This is a genomic window from Synechococcus sp. Tobar12-5m-g (assembly GCF_024345415.1).
Classification (GTDB): domain Bacteria; phylum Cyanobacteriota; class Cyanobacteriia; order PCC-6307; family Cyanobiaceae; genus Regnicoccus.
Window position 1 is genome coordinate 61,988 of sequence record NZ_JAGQBB010000014.1, and the last position, 13,494, is coordinate 75,481.

A 13,494-nucleotide genomic window follows, 5' to 3' on the forward strand; every position below is an offset into this window, starting at 1 on the left:
GGAGGATCGCAGCAGCCGCATGACGCAGGCCTTGGAGGCATCATTTCAGCTCCCCAGCACCGCCGCCGGGGATCTGCCGCCAGCGGAGCTGATCGCGACCCTGCGGTTCGATGCCGCCGGTCTGATCCCCGCCATCGCCCAGGACTGGCTGGACGGGGCCGTGTTGATGGTGGCCTGGATGAACCGGGAAGCGATCGAGCACAGCCTCGCCTCCGGCGAGGTCCATTACTGGAGCCGCTCCCGCCAGGAGCTCTGGCACAAGGGGGCCACCAGCGGCCACTTCCAGCGCCTCAGGGGCCTCCGCTACGACTGCGACGCCGACGTGCTGTTGCTCAGCGTCGAGCAGATCGGCGACGTGGCCTGCCACACCGGCGCCCGCAGCTGCTTCTACGAGGCTGGCCCCCGCGCCAGTGAGGGCGGCGGCGCCGCCCTGTCGCCGCCGGCCGATGCCTGCAGCGAACTGGCCCGGCTGATCGCCGGCCGCCGCGATCGGCCCGAGCCCGGCAGCTACACCAACAAACTGCTGGCCGGGGGCGACAACGCCATCCTCAAGAAGATCGGCGAGGAGAGCGTGGAGTTCGTGATGGCTTGCAAAGACGAGGATCCCACCGCCATCGCCGGCGAGGCGGCCGATCTGATCTTTCACCTGCAGGTGGCCCTGGCCCACCACGGCGTGGCCTGGCGCCAGGTGCTGGAGGTGCTGGCGGCGCGGCGCGGGGCTCCGCGGCGGAATCCGGCGGAATCCGCTTAACTCCAGCCTGTCCATTCAGGGCGGAGGCGAGCCGAACGGGCTGGGTTTGCTGTAGAGCCAGCGGAGGGTGGCCAGGTCGCGGGGGCTCAGCCGCAGCACCGGTTCGGCCCCCGGCACCGCCGCCATCACATCGGCCGGGTCGGGGCTGTGGCCCCAGAGCCCGAAGGCGTGGCCGAGTTCGTGCAGGGCCGTGGCCTCGATCGCGGCGCGGCGTTGTTCCGGGCTGATCAACACCTCCACCCGCGGCTCCAGCCGCCAAACCCCCAGGCGCTCGGTGTCCTGCAGGCTGAGGCTGGCTCGGCCGTGGCTCGCCCGGGCCTGGCCTGCGGCCTGCTGAAGCCGGGGCGGCCGTTGGCGACGCACCAGCACCTGGGCCCGCTGGGGATCCTCCACCCGCTTCAGGGGGAGATGGTCCTGCCACTGCCCCAGGGCAGCCTCCACCGCCTGGAGCCACAGCAGCTGGAAGCGGGCGGCGGGGCCCTCCAGGCTCACTGGCTCCACCCAGACGCACCACTGGGGGAGCACCGGCCAGCCAGCGGCGCTGGGTTCGAGGACCTGGCGGTAGTCGCCAGATGGAGCCTCGGCCGGCAGCGTCTCCCGGGGGGGTGCAGAGCCCCTGCCTGAGCCCACCCAGGGCCGGCTTGTCTGGGCGAGGGGGCAGACCTCGACGGCTCGGCCAGGGTCAGCCAGCAGGGGAAGGGCCACGGCCAGCAGGGGAAGGGCCAGCAGCCGGGCGGCCAACCGGGCACCCATCTCAGGCCGGCAGGCCCACACCCCGCGCCATCAGGGTGGCCAGCAGGGGGATGGTGGCGAAGCCGGCCAGCTCGATGTTCAGTACCCAGCGCAGCCGGCCCGCCAGGGCCTCACTCACCTCGGGCAGCTCCCCCTTGCGCAGGGGAATCGCCCAGAGGATGTAGGTGACCGTGGGGTAAAGCGAAAGCGCTCCCACCGCCAGGTACACCCCCACTTTCCACCAGAACAGGGGGTTTTCGGTGTAGAAGCCACTGCCCTGGCCGTAGTGGAGCACCCGCAGGATGCCGCTGAGCAGCACGGCGAGGGCGGCGATCCCGTACACCACATCGGTGATCACCATCAAGGTGGCCTCCCCCTTGGCCGGGTTGGCCTTGATCAGGCGCCGCTCCAGCACCAGGGCGCCGAAGCAGACCATGAAGCTGAGGTAGTGCACGTAGGCCACCACCGCGCTGGGCAGCACGCCGGTGGGGAACACGAATCCCGGGGAAGCCAGGGCCGTAAGAGCGGTGAAGGGAGCCATTGCTGCAGGGGCCGTGGGCAGGGTTGCTGGCCAGACCGTAGCGAGCCCGCTGGGCCAAACCAGGTGCGTGGATGTGCCGACTAGCACCAAAGGGGATCAAAAAAGGGAATAACCCTATCGATCTCCGGTAGACATTCTGCTGATTTCAGGATCCCTGATTTTCTTTCTTAGAGTGGCTCCGAACATAGGAAATAGGCCAGTGGTCAGTTCACTCAGTGCCTATCTCGGTGAAATCGGCCGATATCCCCTGCTCTCCCCCGTTCAGGAACTTACCCTTGGCCGAACTGTTCAAAAGATGGTGGCCCTCAACGACCGCTGCCGCCTGGGCGGAGGCGAGTCAAGCGCTTGTTCCTTCTCCGATCTGGAGCGTCGCCGGATTCGCCTCGGCGAGCAGGCCAAGCAGCGGATGATCGTCGCCAATCTGCGGCTGGTGGTGGCCATGGCCAAGCGTTACCAGGGCAAGGGGCTGGACCTGCTGGATCTGATCCAGGAGGGCACGATCGGCCTCTGCCGGGCCGTCGAGAAGTACGACCCCAGCCGTGGCCATCGCTTCAGCACCTACGCCTACTGGTGGATTCGCCAGGGGCTCAACCGTGCGCTCTCCACCCAGAGCCGCACGATTCGGATTCCGGTCAATGTGAATGAACAGCTCACCAAGCTGCGGGCCGCCAGGGCCGAGCTGCTCCAATCCCGGGGTCTTCCCGCCACCGCCACGGAGCTGGCCACGCACCTCGATCTGTCCCTGGACCAGATCGATGCCCTGCAGGGCTGCGAACGGCGCAGCGTCACCGTCAGCCTTCAGGGGGGACTGAACGCGGATACCGACCCTTCCGATCTGCTCGACGTTCTGCCCAGCCCCGAGGCGTCCCCGCTGGAACGGGCCGAGCTCGCCGAGCGCCGGGGCATGGTGTGGACCCTGCTCGAGCAGGCCAACCTCACCGCCAAGGAGCGGACGGTGGTCGAGCTGCGCTTCGGTCTCGATCGGGATCAGCAGTGGCGCACCCTGGCGGAGGTGGCCCAGCAGCTCTCCTGCAGCCGGGAGTATTGCCGCCAGGTGGTGGGGCGGGCCCTGCGCAAGATGCGCCAGATCGGCCTCCAGAGCGGCCTGGTGGAGCTCGTATAGGGGAGTGATCTCCGTCCCTGGATGTCCTTGAAACCGAACTTGTGCCGCCGGGATCGTGCCGTGATGATGAACCCGTTCATTGCTGTGGAACGGCCATGGCCAGCTCCGACATCCCCTTCGACTCCACCTCCAGCGCTCCAGGCTCCGCCGCCGAAGACGGCCCCACGCTGGAGGCCGAGGTGCTCGAGAGCAGAGTGGTCGACGAAGGCCTGCTGCAGCGCCTGTTGCGCCGCGCCGGTCGGGCCATCGCCCTGCCCGCCATCGAGTGCCTGGAGTTGCTGCTGGATGGCAACACGCCTCCCCAGGTGCGCTTCACGGTGCTGGCCGCCCTCACCTACCTGGTGCTGCCGCTCGACCTGATCCCCGATTTCATTCCGGTGGCCGGCTTCAGCGACGATCTGGTGGCGCTCACCGCCCTGCTCGGCATGACCGGCACCCACCTGACGCCGGACATCAAGCTGCGGGCCCGGCGCAAGCTGGACCGCTGGTTCCCCCCCTCCCGTTGATGGCCGCGCTGAGCTCCGAACAGCTCGAAGAGCTGCAGGTCTTCCTGAAGGACTGGCTGCGCCACAGCGGCCGCACCCAGGCCGACCTGCGCCGCGCCCTGCGGACCGAATCAATTCGGATGCCCGTCCTGCTCGAGGAGCTGCAGCGGCTGCATGGCCAGCAGGGCCTGCGGGGGGTGGCGGAGCGGCTCTGCGCGATCGAGGCCCTCTGGCAGAGCGAGGAAGGGGCCGAGGCGCCCCCCGACGGCGAGGGTTCTGGAATGGATCCCCTCACCCAGCTCGACCTCGACCTCGATGCCCTGCTCAATGAAATCCGCGAAGGCTGCCAAACCTAGATTCCAAATCCAGGCCGTTGCAGGCAGAGTGATCGTCCTTGCGGCCACCCCGATGACGTCCCCACTGCGCTCCGATCGAGAGAGTCCGGCCTTCCTGCCCTCCGGCCGGAGGGGCCCGGGCTCTGCTGCCACCGCCACAGCCCTGGTGATGGCAGCGACAGCGGCGGTATGGAGTGGTCTGCCGGTGATGGCCCAGAGCGAATCGTTCCTGCTCAAGCGCGGCAGCAACGTCGGTCCCTCCACCCGGATCAAGCCGGTGAACTGCGTCACGGCGGCGGATGGGTCGGTCACCTGCAACACCGCCATCGAGAACTCTCCGAGCGATACCCCCGCCAAGCCCGACTACAGCCCGTTCAAGAATTGATGATCCGGTTTCGCGCCTTGTTCGCCGATCAGCCCTTTCTCGGCCTGGTCGAGCGGTTCGAGCGGCAGCTGGCTAAGTTGCTCTCCGTGCTGATCCTCATCGTGGTGGTGGCCGGCACCATCCAGCTGGTCGTCTCGGTGCTCGGGGAGGTCGTCAACCCTGCCGCCGGTTGGCTGGGGGAGGACATGATCCGGATTCTTGGTGATGTCCTCACCCTGCTGATCGCCCTGGAAGTGCTCCAGAACGTCACCGCGTACCTGCGCCGCCACGTGGTGCAGATCGAACTGGTGCTGCTCACGGCCCTCACCGCCGTGGCCCGGAAGGTGATCGTGCTGCCCCAGGGCGCCGAGAACAAGCCCGAGCTTCTCTTCGGCCTGGCCCTGATGGTGGTGGGACTGTCCGCCGGCTACTGGCTGGTGCGCCATGCTGATCTCAAGGCGCTCAAGGCGTCCAGGTCAGCGTCAGCCAGAGCGTTCCTGGAGCCGGATCGGTAGCGACCACCCGGTGGCGGCGGCCGGGGGCGATCAACACCGTGTCGCCTTCTCTCAGCTGCCGTGGGCTTGCTTCATCGGCGAACTGAAGCTGGGCGCTGCCGCTCAGCACCATCACCCACTCCGAGCCGGGCTGCTCCTGCCAGCCGCCGCTGTAGGCGCAGGAGTGGATCCGCTCCAGCAGCAGACCCGGCGCTTCCAGCAGCCGCTCGGTCCGCTCCTGGCCCTCTTCCGGGCAGGGGCTTGCCAGCAGGTTGGGCGCTTCAGGCTCCCTGCGGCCTTCCCCAGAAGGGCAGCCTTCCCCCCAGCGGCGGCCGATCTCGAAGCCGTGCTGGCGCGCCAGGCCCACCACGCTGTGGTGATCCGCGCAGTTGCGCAGGGCCTCGCCGAGACCGGCATCGCTGCGGCTGAGGGCCACGAAGGCATTGAGTTGCTCCACCTTGGCCAGGAAGCACTGCAGATCCTCTTCGGCCATTGGGTTTCCTCCGTTCAGATACGGCTCTCCAATCTGTCCGCTCAGCCCTCCAGCCGCTTCGACATCAGAAAGCGGTGAAAGATCACCCCGGCCAGGGGCAGGGTTTCCAGGCCGTCCACCTGCCAGCCCTCCCGCTCGAACAACGGCCGCGACAGAAAGCTGGCTGCGGTGCGCAACCGTGGGGTGCCGGCCTGGCGGGCCACCGCTTCGAGGGCCTGCAGCAGGGCCCTTCCCCTCCCCTGACGGCAGGAGCGCCCCCGGCAATAGAGAAGTGAGATCCGATCGGCGGGATCGAGCAGGGCGAAGGCTTCGATCGCCGCCGGGCCTCCAGCCGCTTCGCCTGTGCCGCCACGAGCTCCCAGGCTCACCCTGCCGACCCCCCGGGCCAGTTCCAGCGGCAGGGTGGCGCGATTGGTGGCCAGCTCGGACCAGGCCTTCACCTGGGCGTGGCTGTAGATCCCGGGCGCCTGGCTAAGCACCGCGTCGCGGTAGACGGCGATCACCGCGGCGAGGTCGCCGGTGGTGAGGGGCCGCAACCTGGCCATGGGGGGGTGCTGGTGCTGCGAAGAAATGAAACGAGATTGGTCCGAATGGTCCGATAGGCTCGCCTGGTGGAGGGGTTCCTGCATACGGTCAACAGAGGCCGATTGAGTTGAGCAGAGCATGACCATGGCCGATTCGAAGCCACTCACGATCGGTGAACTGGAGGCCGGCTACTCCGCGTACTGCCAGGCCCTGCGGAGGTTGGTGGCCGATGAACGCAGCCAGGAGCGAATTGAGCGTACCCACTGCTGGCACAATCTGCAGCGCCTGCATGATTGCCTGCCCCAGCGTTACCGCTCACCGCTGGATCTGTACCAGCGTTACCTGCGGGCCCACCAGGCCGGGCTTCCGATCGATCAGTGAGTCTGGAGCTTCGGGCAGATGCCTTGATGCCCCCGGTTGGCCCGCCTGTGGCCCCTTGGTTCGGCCGGTTGCCGAATCCCTGCTGACGGTATCAATCGTGTAGCTTGTTGAGAACGAGTGGCTTCTCGTCCACGACGTTCTTCACTGCCTACCAAATCCATGCTGACCGGATCCGAGCTGCTTGCCAAGGTCAAGGAACTGGGTGATGCGGGCAAATCAGAAGTCGTCCGCAGCTGTGGCTATGTTTCCAGGAAGAAAGATGGGTCCGAACGGCTGAACTTCACGGCGTTCTATGAAGCCCTGCTGGAAGCCAAGGGTGTGGAGTTCGGCTCCGTCAGCAAGATCGGCAAGGGAGGCCGCCGCCTCAGTTATGTGGCCACGGTGCAGGGCAACGGCAATCTGCTGGTGGGCAAGGCCTACACCGCCATGCTCGATCTGCAACCCGGCGATGAATTCGAGATCAAGCTGGGCCGCAAGCAGATTCGTCTGAGCCCTGCGGGCAGCGACGCCAACGACCCCGACGCTTGAGCGCCGCTTCCCCTCGGCCCTGGTGGCGGCGCCTTCTGGTGCTTGCCATGCTGGCGGGTGTTTTCTTGCTGCTGAGTTGGCCGCGCTCGGCCTATGGCGCCAGCGCGGATCAACGCGCCAGCGGTGAGCAACTCTTCGAGGCTCACTGCGCCGGCTGCCACATCAACGGCGGCAACATCCTGCGCCGCGGCAAGACCCTGAAGCTGGCCACCCTGCAACGCAACGGCATCGAGGGTCCCGAACTGATCGCCTCGATCGCCGCCGCCGGCATTGGCCAGATGGGTGGCTACGCCACGGTCCTTGGCGAGGATGGCTCAGCGCTGGTGGGGGAGTGGGTCTGGCAGCGGGCCCTGGCCGGCTGGGCCCCGCCTGCTGCCGATCAGTCCGCTCCAGGTCAGAAGGCCTGAATCCAGGGGTAGACCTTCAGGTCGCTCCAGATTCCCTGCCGCCAGTAGACATCCCCATGCAGCAGGCTCTCGACCTGCGCGCGGCTCTCGGCTTCGTAGATCCCGAAGACATGGGTGCTCCCTTCGGTGGGGCCGAGGGTGATCAGAACGCCCTCCTCCTTTTGGCGTTGCAACCCGGCGAGGTGTTCGGCGCGGTAGGGCACCCGCTTCGTCATGGCGTCGTCGCAGTAGGTGCCCCACAGAACGAAGCGCATGGAAACAGGCGAAAGCGAATCCCGAAACTAGCCCTTGGAAGGGGCGACCTAGGGTTCTGGCAGACGATCGGGAGGACGGATGTCCCTGGCCAACGTGGCGGTGGGGGAGCTGGTGGTGCTGCGCAGCTTTCCCGCCGATCCCTCCCTGCAGGACCGGTTGCGGGCCATGGGCGTCAAGCCCGGCGTTGCGCTCCAGGTGGTGCGGCGGGGCTTTCCCGGCGGGATCCTGCACGTGCGGGTGGGTCTGCTGGAGTTCATGCTGCGCCGCCGCGACGCCGCCCAGATGGAGATCGCGCCCATCACCGCCTGAGCCCAGCCAGTTTTCTCAGCCCAGCCCCCTCAGCCCAGCCCCAGCCGCAGGCCTCCCTGATACACCAGGAACGCCATCGCCCAGGCCAGCGCCAGGGACCAGACAATCGACAACCAGGTGAAGGCCTGGCTCTTCGATTCCTTGAGCTGAATCGCCACGGTGGAGAGGCAGGGGGTGTAGAGGAGGGTGAACATCATGAAGCTCAGCGCCTGCAGGGGGGTGATTGAAGCCACCATCGCGGCACCGAGGTTGGCCTGGGAGGTGGCATAGATCACCGCCATCGCCCCCAGCAGGATCTCCTTGGCGATGAAACCGAAGATCAGGGAGATGGTGAGCTGGGGATTCATGCCGATCGGGCCCAGCAGCGGTTGGCAGAGGCTGCCGATCTGGCCGGCCAGGGATTGGCCGGAGAAGTGATCCACGCCGAGGGGCAGGTTGTTGAGCAGCCAGATTGCGATCACCCCCACAATGATGAATTGCCGTGTGGTGACAAAGAAGTTCTTCATCTCCCAGGTGGCTTTGCGCAGCATCGTGGTCAGGCTGGGCAGGCGGTAGGGGGGCAGCTCCAGCACGAAGGCCTCGCGGCTCGGGTACACGTGCCGGAACAACAGGGCCGTGAGGATCGCCGCCACGAAGCTCATCACGTAGAAGCCGAAGATCACCAGGCCCGGGGCCCACCAGGGCCGGGCAAAGAAGGCCCCGGCCATGAACACGAACACGGCCAGCCGCGCCTGGCAGAGGGAGAAGGGGATCACCAGCATGGCCAGCAGCCGCTGGGAGCGATCGCGGATGACGCGGGTGCCCATGATCGCCGGCACGTTGCAGCCGAAGCCCATGATCTGCAGCACGAAGGAGCGGCCGTCCATGCCGAGCCAGTGCATCACCCCATCCATCAGAAAGGCGGAGCGGGCCAGATAGCCCGAGTCTTCGATCAGGGCGATCATCAGATAGAAGAGAAAGATGATCGGCATGAAGCTGATCACTGTGGTGATCCCCATCCACAGGCCATCGCTGACCAGCCCCACCAGGAAGCCCGGCAGCCCCAAGGCACCCAGGGCCGGGACCAGCAGGGTCCCCTGGATCCAGTCAAAGCCCAGCCCCATCGTCTCCTGGATTGGGCCACCCACGGCATAGATCACCTGGAACATGGCCAGCATCACGGCCAGGAAAGCCACCACCCCCACGGCGGGATTGAGCAGGACCCCATCGAGACGGTGGCTGAGCCGATCGAACAGGCCCTCCGGCAGCAGCACGCAGCGCTCAGTCAGCTCCTGCAGCCTTTGATCGAGCTCCGCGGCGGTGGGGGCGGCGAGGACTGGTGTTGGGTGGATCTGATCGGCCTGGTGGATCCGCTCCAGGAGCGCAGCGATCCCCTGGTTCCGCCGGGCGCTGATCGCCAGCACCGGCCGTTGCAGTTCCTCGCTGAGCCGAGCCTGGTCCACCAGCACGCCGAAGCGCGCCGCCTCGTCGCTCATGTTGAGGGCGATCAGCACCGGCAGGCCGGTGGCCAGCACCTCCAGGGCGAGACGCAGCTGGCAGTCCACCCGGCTGGCATTGAGCACCACCACCGCCAGATCCGGCGGGTTCTCGGCCAGGAACCGCCGCACGATCGCCTCGTCCTCGCTGCTGCCGAGCAGGTCGTGGATGCCGGGCAGGTCGATCAGTTCGTAGGGGCGGCCGCGGTCATCGGCCGGCAAGGGGCCCCGCAGCAGCTCCACGGTGAGGCCCGGCCAGTTGGCCACCTGGGCCTCGCCGCCGGTGAGGGCGTTGAACAGGGTGGACTTGCCGGTGTTGGGCATGCCCAGCAGGGCGAGGCGCACCACCCCCTGCATCAGCGGACCAGCCGGGGCTGGGCGGTGGCAGCCGGGCGCCAGGAGGTTCATGGGGTGGAGCTCATGCCCCAATGCTACGGAGGCTTGGGGGGCTGGTTCACTGGGCAGGCGTGGGCGGATCCCCGGGGTCCAGGCGGTGGCGCCGAAAGATCAGCATCCGGTTGTTGGCCGGCAGGCTCAGATCCGCGGCTGTCTCCAGGCCCACGGCGGCCGCCTCGCGCGCCAGCTGCCGGGCGTCGCGCACACCCATGGACGGATCGAGGCTGCGCAGGTGGGCATCGAAGGCTTCGTTGCTGGCGCTGGTGTGGACCCCGTCGTCGCTGAAGGGGCCGTAGAGCAGCAGCAGCCCGTTGGCAGCCAGCACCCTGGCGCTGCCGGCCAGCAGATCCAGCACGGCCGGCCAGGCCATGATGTGGGCCGTGTTGGCGCTGAACACCGCCTCGAGCGGCCCCGCCGGCCACTGCTCGGGCCGGCGCACATCCAGTTCGATCGGCGGCTCTTGGTGGCCCGGCCCTGGGCCCCTGGCCACCAAGGCCCAGCGACGTTGCAGGCCATCGAGAGACTCGGGCCGGTCCGATGGTTGCCAACGCACCGGCAGGCTTTCGCAGATGTGAACGGCGTGCTGACCACTGCCGGAGCCCACCTCCAGCACCCGGGCGTGGGGGGGGAGCCAGCGGCGCAGCACCTCCAGGATCGGCCCCTTGTTGCGTTCGCAGGCTTCGGAATAGGGAATCAAGCGTCCATGGCGCGGCGGAGCTCGGCACAGAACGCCGCCGCCGCCGCCGCCGGATCGGCTCCTGCCGCCGTGGCGGCGGCCATCCGCTTCACCAGGGCGCTGCCCACGATGGCGCCGTCGGCACCCCAATCGCGCACCTGGCGGGCCTGCTCGGGGCTGGAGATGCCGAAGCCCACCGCCACCGGCGTGGGGCCGAATCCCTTCAGCTGCCCCACCAGTTCGCCCACCCTGGATGCCAGCTGGCTGCGCACCCCCGTCACCCCGGTGACGCTGACCAGGTAGGTGAAGCCGCGGCTGGCGGCGGCAATCCGGGCCATGCGCGCGGCGGGGGTGGTGGGGGCCACCAGCAACACCAGATCCAGCCCCTCGGCGGCGGCGATCGGCGAGAGCCGCTCGGCTTCCTCCAGGGGCAGGTCGGGAACCACCAGGCCGGCGGCACCGGCGGCGGCGGCCTGGTGGCAGAACGGCTCCAGGCCCCAGTTGAGCAGGGGATTGGTGTAGGTGAACAGTACCACTGGAAGGGTGAGCTGGCCACGCAGGCTGGCCAGCAGCTCAAGCACCTTGGCGGGGGTGGTGCCGGCGGCCAGGGCGCGGGCGGCGGCGGCCTGGATCACCGGTCCATCGGCCAGGGGATCGCTGTAGGGAATGCCCAGCTCGATGACATCGGCACCTTCGGCCTGGAGCGCCAACAGGGTGCGGCCGGTGGTGGCGAGATCGGCATCGCCCGCCATCAGAAAGGGCATCAGGGCGCAGCGCCCACCCTGCTTCAAGGTGATGAACCGCCGTTGGATGGCGGTGGCAGCTCCCTGCAGGTTGCCGATGGCGGAGGGGCTCACGACTCCGGCTCGCCGGTGGGCTGGCCCAGTTCGCGCAGCAGGGTTTCCTGCTCTGCGGGGCTGAGGGCGTCGAACTGCTTCTGGAGGGCGTCGGTGGTTTGCTGGTCGTAGGCGCTGCGGTACTGGCGTCGCTGTTTCATGAAGCTCATCTTGCCGGTCACCACCCGGAAGAGGTAGCTGCCCGTCCAGCCGATCACACCCAGGATCAGCACGGCTTCGGCGGCGATTCCGGCGGAGGGCCCTTCCAGGCCGGCAGCTCGGAAAACCCAGTAGCCCAGGCCGCCGAGGGTGAAGACGCCAAGACCCAGCAGCAGGGACTGACCCCGGGTCATCGGCTCAGGCCTCCCCTTGGCCGGAGAGGCGCAGGTTCAGGAAGGGGGAGAACAGGATTAGACCCGGGAAGAACAGGAACACCAGCCCATACACGCCCAGGCGCTCCAGCTTGCCCATCGCCGTCCAGCGCTTGTTCATCCACCAGTAGAGCGCCAGCGGAATCACCACCAGGTAAGCCCCGGCCACCACCAGGTAGGCGCCGATCACCAGCAGGGATTCGGAACTGAGGGACTGGAGCAACCCGAGCAGAGGCATCGGTCTGGAGGCGCGGTGGCTGAAATCTAAGCTGTGCGGACCGGGGGCATGGCGGAACCGGTAGACGCAGCGGACTTAAAATCCGCAGGCCGCAAGGCTGTGGGGGTTCAAGTCCCCCTGCCCCCATCGCCCAGATCGCCTGCGGGGAAGTACGTCTGCAAGATCCAGGCATTTTGCGCTGTGAGTTCTCCTGGTCACGCTCTGGTCACGGAAATAGCCAGTTAGAGACAGATTGAACACGGTTTCTGTCACGGATCCGTGCCTATCAAGGCCATGGCTATCCCTTCGCTCTTGAAGTCGTGCCCTCAGGTCAGCGCCCACGTCGGACGGGTTCTCTCCCCCAGCTCTGATGACAGCTGGAAACGTCAGAGGATCTCCACCCCACTTGCTGAACCCGGCGGGCATCTATCAGGCCAGCAAACTGGCGGAGAGACTGGGGAAAATGATTCAGCAGTTCCGAAGGGGCTCAAAGCCCTTCCCTGTTTTGAGGGATTGGCGCAACAGCCCTCCAGGAAGTGGTGCCAATCCTTGGAATCAGCCCTGATCAAAGGCCTGAGCAGGGTGTGATGGCACCTTCATATCTGAATGTTCAAGGCCTCTGGATTCCGAGCGATTGAGCTCCGTACATCTCACTGAACATGGCCTGAAGCTGCCATGCCCTCAGGAGGGATTTGGCCACCTTGCGAAGGTCTTCGAGTTCGTTGCAGCTGTCGATCGCCCGTGAGTGGGCCTCGACGGAGAACTCTCGGCTGAGGGAAAGCGATTCTTTCATGAAAAAACTCTTTAGATGGTTAATTCAATTCGTGGCCCTGAGGATTCAACCGATCCCCAGCAGGCCGCGGGTGAAGGCTTCGCCGCCCAGGGCGAACTCAGTGGCCAGGAGGGCGATGAAGCCGAGCATGGCCATGCGGCCATTCAGCTTCTCGGCGCGCTCGTGGAAGCCCCAGCCGCTCTCGGCACTCACCACTTCCATACGCGGTTCGGTGGCGAAGGCATTGAGTCGGCCACCGTCTTCGGTTGTCACGGTGGCGCCGCGGATGGAGGAACGATCGAGGGCGCTGGGAGCGGTGGCGGTGGCTTGGGCCATGGGGAACTCGGGAGGGATGAGAGAACTGTAACAGATTATTGCGGAATGTAGACGCATGTGACTTCTGCGCCCCGGCCAGGCGGTTCGGGCCCTAAGGCAAACCATGGATGGCCCCAGCGCGAACAGGGCCGGGCTGGGTGCCCGGCCAGGGAAAGCCCTTCGACGTTCAGGACCACGAGCGGAGGCACGGATGAGACAGGCTCTTGAGTTCCGTTACAAAAGTCATGACGTTTCGGTCAGCTCTTTCTCGAATCCCTCTCCAGCGGGGTCATCACCCCCTGGCAGCTCTCCTGGCTCACCCATCAGCAAGGCAGCTTCTCCCGGTTGGAGGAGGCCACTGCGCTTAGGCTCGGGCGCCTTCTTGATGAAGGTGAAATCCAGCTGGGCTGCCGGTTCTCCGCGAGAATCTGAGCCACGACACCCTTCTCGACCTTCGCTGCCTGCCCCTGCCTCTCATTTTGGTTTCGCTGCCTTCGCTGAAGCCTGGAATGGCTGCCTTGCCATGGTTGGCTCTGTGAATGGAGATCTGCTTGGGGTGAACTTTGATGAATATGACCAACAAAGTGGCCCGAATAGCAGTTGCTACCCGGGCCGTATTTACAGCACTCTCCAGAGAATGAATCAACGGAGTTGCTTGACGAAGGGAACGACCTACGTCGCCTTCTGATATAACTCCTCCAGCCGCTCCCGGC

General features: G+C 66.7%; 21 protein-coding genes and 1 tRNA gene. 11 read left to right on the forward strand and 11 right to left on the reverse strand.

Going from position 1 to position 13,494, the window contains the following annotated elements; translation table 11 throughout:
• The first annotated feature begins 19 nt into the window (after positions 1-19).
• On the forward strand, positions 20-751 hold the full coding sequence (gene hisIE, locus KBY66_RS10045; protein WP_255120103.1) for a bifunctional phosphoribosyl-AMP cyclohydrolase/phosphoribosyl-ATP diphosphatase HisIE: 732 nt from the start codon (positions 20-22) through the stop codon (positions 749-751).
• 15 nt (positions 752-766) lie between these two features.
• Here hisIE and KBY66_RS10050 read toward each other — a convergent pair whose 3' ends face one another.
• Both KBY66_RS10050 and KBY66_RS10055 read right to left on the reverse strand, forming a co-directional pair.
• Positions 767-1,504, reverse strand: a complete 738-nt coding sequence (locus KBY66_RS10050) for a matrixin family metalloprotease (protein WP_255089245.1) — start codon at positions 1,502-1,504, stop codon at positions 767-769.
• A gap of 1 nt (position 1,505) precedes the next feature.
• On the reverse strand, positions 1,506-2,024 hold the full coding sequence (locus tag KBY66_RS10055) for a DUF2214 family protein (protein ID WP_255089248.1): 519 nt from the start codon (positions 2,022-2,024) through the stop codon (positions 1,506-1,508).
• A gap of 199 nt (positions 2,025-2,223) precedes the next feature.
• Here KBY66_RS10055 and KBY66_RS10060 point away from each other — a divergent pair, with 199 nt between their 5' ends.
• From KBY66_RS10060 to KBY66_RS10080, 5 genes are all read left to right on the forward strand, one after another.
• Positions 2,224-3,147: a sigma-70 family RNA polymerase sigma factor gene (locus KBY66_RS10060; RefSeq protein ID WP_255089250.1), complete on the forward strand. Its 924-nt coding sequence runs from the start codon at positions 2,224-2,226 to the stop codon at positions 3,145-3,147.
• A gap of 95 nt (positions 3,148-3,242) precedes the next feature.
• Positions 3,243-3,653, forward strand: coding sequence for a YkvA family protein (locus KBY66_RS10065; protein WP_255089252.1), 411 nt, complete (start codon positions 3,243-3,245; stop codon positions 3,651-3,653).
• Positions 3,653-3,988, forward strand: coding sequence for a hypothetical protein (locus KBY66_RS10070; protein ID WP_255089253.1), 336 nt, complete (start codon positions 3,653-3,655; stop codon positions 3,986-3,988). The genes KBY66_RS10065 and KBY66_RS10070 overlap by 1 nt, the downstream gene beginning before the upstream one ends.
• 52 nt (positions 3,989-4,040) lie before the next feature.
• Positions 4,041-4,352 carry a hypothetical protein gene (locus KBY66_RS10075; RefSeq protein WP_255089254.1) on the forward strand — a complete coding sequence of 104 codons (312 nt, stop codon included), beginning with the start codon at positions 4,041-4,043 and terminating at the stop codon, positions 4,350-4,352.
• On the forward strand, positions 4,352-4,846 hold the full coding sequence (locus KBY66_RS10080; protein WP_255089255.1) for a phosphate-starvation-inducible PsiE family protein: 495 nt from the start codon (positions 4,352-4,354) through the stop codon (positions 4,844-4,846). Before KBY66_RS10075 ends, KBY66_RS10080 begins: the two co-directional genes overlap by 1 nt.
• Here KBY66_RS10080 and KBY66_RS10085 read toward each other — a convergent pair.
• Together KBY66_RS10085 and KBY66_RS10090 are read right to left on the reverse strand one after the other, a co-directional pair.
• A complete protein-coding gene (locus KBY66_RS10085; protein WP_255089256.1) occupies positions 4,794-5,318 on the reverse strand; it encodes a Nif11 domain/cupin domain-containing protein in 525 nt (174 codons plus the stop codon). The two genes, KBY66_RS10080 and KBY66_RS10085, sit on opposite strands and share 53 nt — an antisense overlap.
• Before the next feature lie 41 nt (positions 5,319-5,359).
• Positions 5,360-5,863 (reverse strand): GNAT family N-acetyltransferase, encoded by a 504-nt coding sequence (locus tag KBY66_RS10090; protein WP_255089258.1) that lies wholly within the window; start codon positions 5,861-5,863, stop codon positions 5,360-5,362.
• Between the two features lie 124 nt (positions 5,864-5,987).
• Here KBY66_RS10090 and KBY66_RS10095 point away from each other — a divergent pair, with 124 nt between their 5' ends.
• The 3 genes from KBY66_RS10095 (at position 5,988) to KBY66_RS10105 (ending at position 7,159) form a co-directional block, all read left to right on the forward strand.
• Positions 5,988-6,224: a DUF3136 domain-containing protein gene (locus KBY66_RS10095; protein ID WP_255089259.1), complete on the forward strand. Its 237-nt coding sequence runs from the start codon at positions 5,988-5,990 to the stop codon at positions 6,222-6,224.
• Between the two features lie 159 nt (positions 6,225-6,383).
• Positions 6,384-6,752, forward strand: coding sequence for an AbrB family transcriptional regulator (locus KBY66_RS10100; RefSeq protein WP_255089260.1), 369 nt, complete (start codon positions 6,384-6,386; stop codon positions 6,750-6,752).
• On the forward strand, positions 6,749-7,159 hold the full coding sequence (locus KBY66_RS10105) for a c-type cytochrome (RefSeq protein ID WP_255089261.1): 411 nt from the start codon (positions 6,749-6,751) through the stop codon (positions 7,157-7,159). Before KBY66_RS10100 ends, KBY66_RS10105 begins: the two co-directional genes overlap by 4 nt.
• On the opposite strand, the gene KBY66_RS10110 is transcribed toward KBY66_RS10105, so the two are convergent.
• Positions 7,147-7,413 (reverse strand): YciI family protein, encoded by a 267-nt coding sequence (locus tag KBY66_RS10110; RefSeq protein ID WP_255089262.1) that lies wholly within the window; start codon positions 7,411-7,413, stop codon positions 7,147-7,149. The genes KBY66_RS10105 and KBY66_RS10110 overlap by 13 nt on opposite strands.
• A gap of 79 nt (positions 7,414-7,492) precedes the next feature.
• On the opposite strand from KBY66_RS10110, the gene KBY66_RS10115 reads away from it, so the two are divergent.
• Positions 7,493-7,723 (forward strand): ferrous iron transport protein A, encoded by a 231-nt coding sequence (locus KBY66_RS10115; RefSeq protein WP_255089263.1) that lies wholly within the window; start codon positions 7,493-7,495, stop codon positions 7,721-7,723.
• A gap of 29 nt (positions 7,724-7,752) precedes the next feature.
• Here KBY66_RS10115 and feoB read toward each other — a convergent pair whose 3' ends face one another.
• Genes feoB through KBY66_RS10140 form a run of 5 tightly spaced genes read right to left on the reverse strand, consistent with a single transcriptional unit; the run spans position 7,753 to position 11,715 of the window.
• The gene (feoB, locus tag KBY66_RS10120) at positions 7,753-9,606 is read right to left on the reverse strand and encodes a ferrous iron transport protein B (protein ID WP_255089264.1); all 1,854 of its coding nucleotides are present in this window, start codon (positions 9,604-9,606) and stop codon (positions 7,753-7,755) included.
• Positions 9,607-9,652: 46 nt separating this feature from the next.
• Positions 9,653-10,291 (reverse strand): DUF938 domain-containing protein, encoded by a 639-nt coding sequence (locus KBY66_RS10125; RefSeq protein ID WP_255089265.1) that lies wholly within the window; start codon positions 10,289-10,291, stop codon positions 9,653-9,655.
• A complete protein-coding gene (gene trpA, locus KBY66_RS10130) occupies positions 10,288-11,127 on the reverse strand; it encodes a tryptophan synthase subunit alpha (RefSeq protein ID WP_255089267.1) in 840 nt (279 codons plus the stop codon). Before trpA ends, KBY66_RS10125 begins: the two co-directional genes overlap by 4 nt.
• Positions 11,124-11,459 (reverse strand): DUF3007 family protein, encoded by a 336-nt coding sequence (locus KBY66_RS10135; protein ID WP_255089268.1) that lies wholly within the window; start codon positions 11,457-11,459, stop codon positions 11,124-11,126. Before KBY66_RS10135 ends, trpA begins: the two co-directional genes overlap by 4 nt.
• 4 nt (positions 11,460-11,463) lie before the next feature.
• Complete coding sequence (locus tag KBY66_RS10140; RefSeq protein ID WP_255089269.1) at positions 11,464-11,715, reverse strand: NAD(P)H-quinone oxidoreductase subunit L; 252 nt, start codon at positions 11,713-11,715, stop codon at positions 11,464-11,466.
• 42 nt (positions 11,716-11,757) lie between these two features.
• Between KBY66_RS10140 and KBY66_RS10145 the strand changes: the two genes are divergently transcribed.
• A tRNA-Leu gene (locus tag KBY66_RS10145) sits at positions 11,758-11,841 on the forward strand.
• A gap of 691 nt (positions 11,842-12,532) precedes the next feature.
• Here KBY66_RS10145 and KBY66_RS10150 read toward each other — a convergent pair.
• Positions 12,533-12,802, reverse strand: coding sequence for a high light inducible protein (locus KBY66_RS10150; protein WP_255089270.1), 270 nt, complete (start codon positions 12,800-12,802; stop codon positions 12,533-12,535).
• Between the last annotated feature and the right edge of the window lie 692 nt (positions 12,803-13,494).

What these genes read in the sequence shown, in the direction of transcription:
- KBY66_RS10070 (WP_255089253.1), top strand. Translation starts at nt 3,653, where the DNA reads ATGGCCGCGCTGAGCTCCGAACAGCTCGAAGAGCTGCAGGTCTTCCTG.
- KBY66_RS10115 (WP_255089263.1), top strand. Translation starts at nt 7,493, where the DNA reads ATGTCCCTGGCCAACGTGGCGGTGGGGGAGCTGGTGGTGCTGCGCAGC.
- KBY66_RS10135 (WP_255089268.1), bottom strand. Translation starts at nt 11,459, where the DNA reads ATGACCCGGGGTCAGTCCCTGCTGCTGGGTCTTGGCGTCTTCACCCTC.
- feoB (WP_255089264.1), bottom strand. Translation starts at nt 9,606, where the DNA reads ATGAACCTCCTGGCGCCCGGCTGCCACCGCCCAGCCCCGGCTGGTCCG.
- KBY66_RS10140 (WP_255089269.1), bottom strand. Translation starts at nt 11,715, where the DNA reads ATGCCTCTGCTCGGGTTGCTCCAGTCCCTCAGTTCCGAATCCCTGCTG.
- KBY66_RS10085 (WP_255089256.1), bottom strand. Translation starts at nt 5,318, where the DNA reads ATGGCCGAAGAGGATCTGCAGTGCTTCCTGGCCAAGGTGGAGCAACTC.
- KBY66_RS10055 (WP_255089248.1), bottom strand. Translation starts at nt 2,024, where the DNA reads ATGGCTCCCTTCACCGCTCTTACGGCCCTGGCTTCCCCGGGATTCGTG.
- hisIE (WP_255120103.1), top strand. Translation starts at nt 20, where the DNA reads ATGACGCAGGCCTTGGAGGCATCATTTCAGCTCCCCAGCACCGCCGCC.
- KBY66_RS10075 (WP_255089254.1), top strand. Translation starts at nt 4,041, where the DNA reads ATGACGTCCCCACTGCGCTCCGATCGAGAGAGTCCGGCCTTCCTGCCC.
- KBY66_RS10110 (WP_255089262.1), bottom strand. Translation starts at nt 7,413, where the DNA reads ATGCGCTTCGTTCTGTGGGGCACCTACTGCGACGACGCCATGACGAAG.
- KBY66_RS10080 (WP_255089255.1), top strand. Translation starts at nt 4,352, where the DNA reads ATGATCCGGTTTCGCGCCTTGTTCGCCGATCAGCCCTTTCTCGGCCTG.
- KBY66_RS10150 (WP_255089270.1), bottom strand. Translation starts at nt 12,802, where the DNA reads ATGGCCCAAGCCACCGCCACCGCTCCCAGCGCCCTCGATCGTTCCTCC.
- KBY66_RS10050 (WP_255089245.1), bottom strand. Translation starts at nt 1,504, where the DNA reads ATGGGTGCCCGGTTGGCCGCCCGGCTGCTGGCCCTTCCCCTGCTGGCC.
- KBY66_RS10065 (WP_255089252.1), top strand. Translation starts at nt 3,243, where the DNA reads ATGGCCAGCTCCGACATCCCCTTCGACTCCACCTCCAGCGCTCCAGGC.
- KBY66_RS10095 (WP_255089259.1), top strand. Translation starts at nt 5,988, where the DNA reads ATGGCCGATTCGAAGCCACTCACGATCGGTGAACTGGAGGCCGGCTAC.
- KBY66_RS10090 (WP_255089258.1), bottom strand. Translation starts at nt 5,863, where the DNA reads ATGGCCAGGTTGCGGCCCCTCACCACCGGCGACCTCGCCGCGGTGATC.
- KBY66_RS10100 (WP_255089260.1), top strand. Translation starts at nt 6,384, where the DNA reads ATGCTGACCGGATCCGAGCTGCTTGCCAAGGTCAAGGAACTGGGTGAT.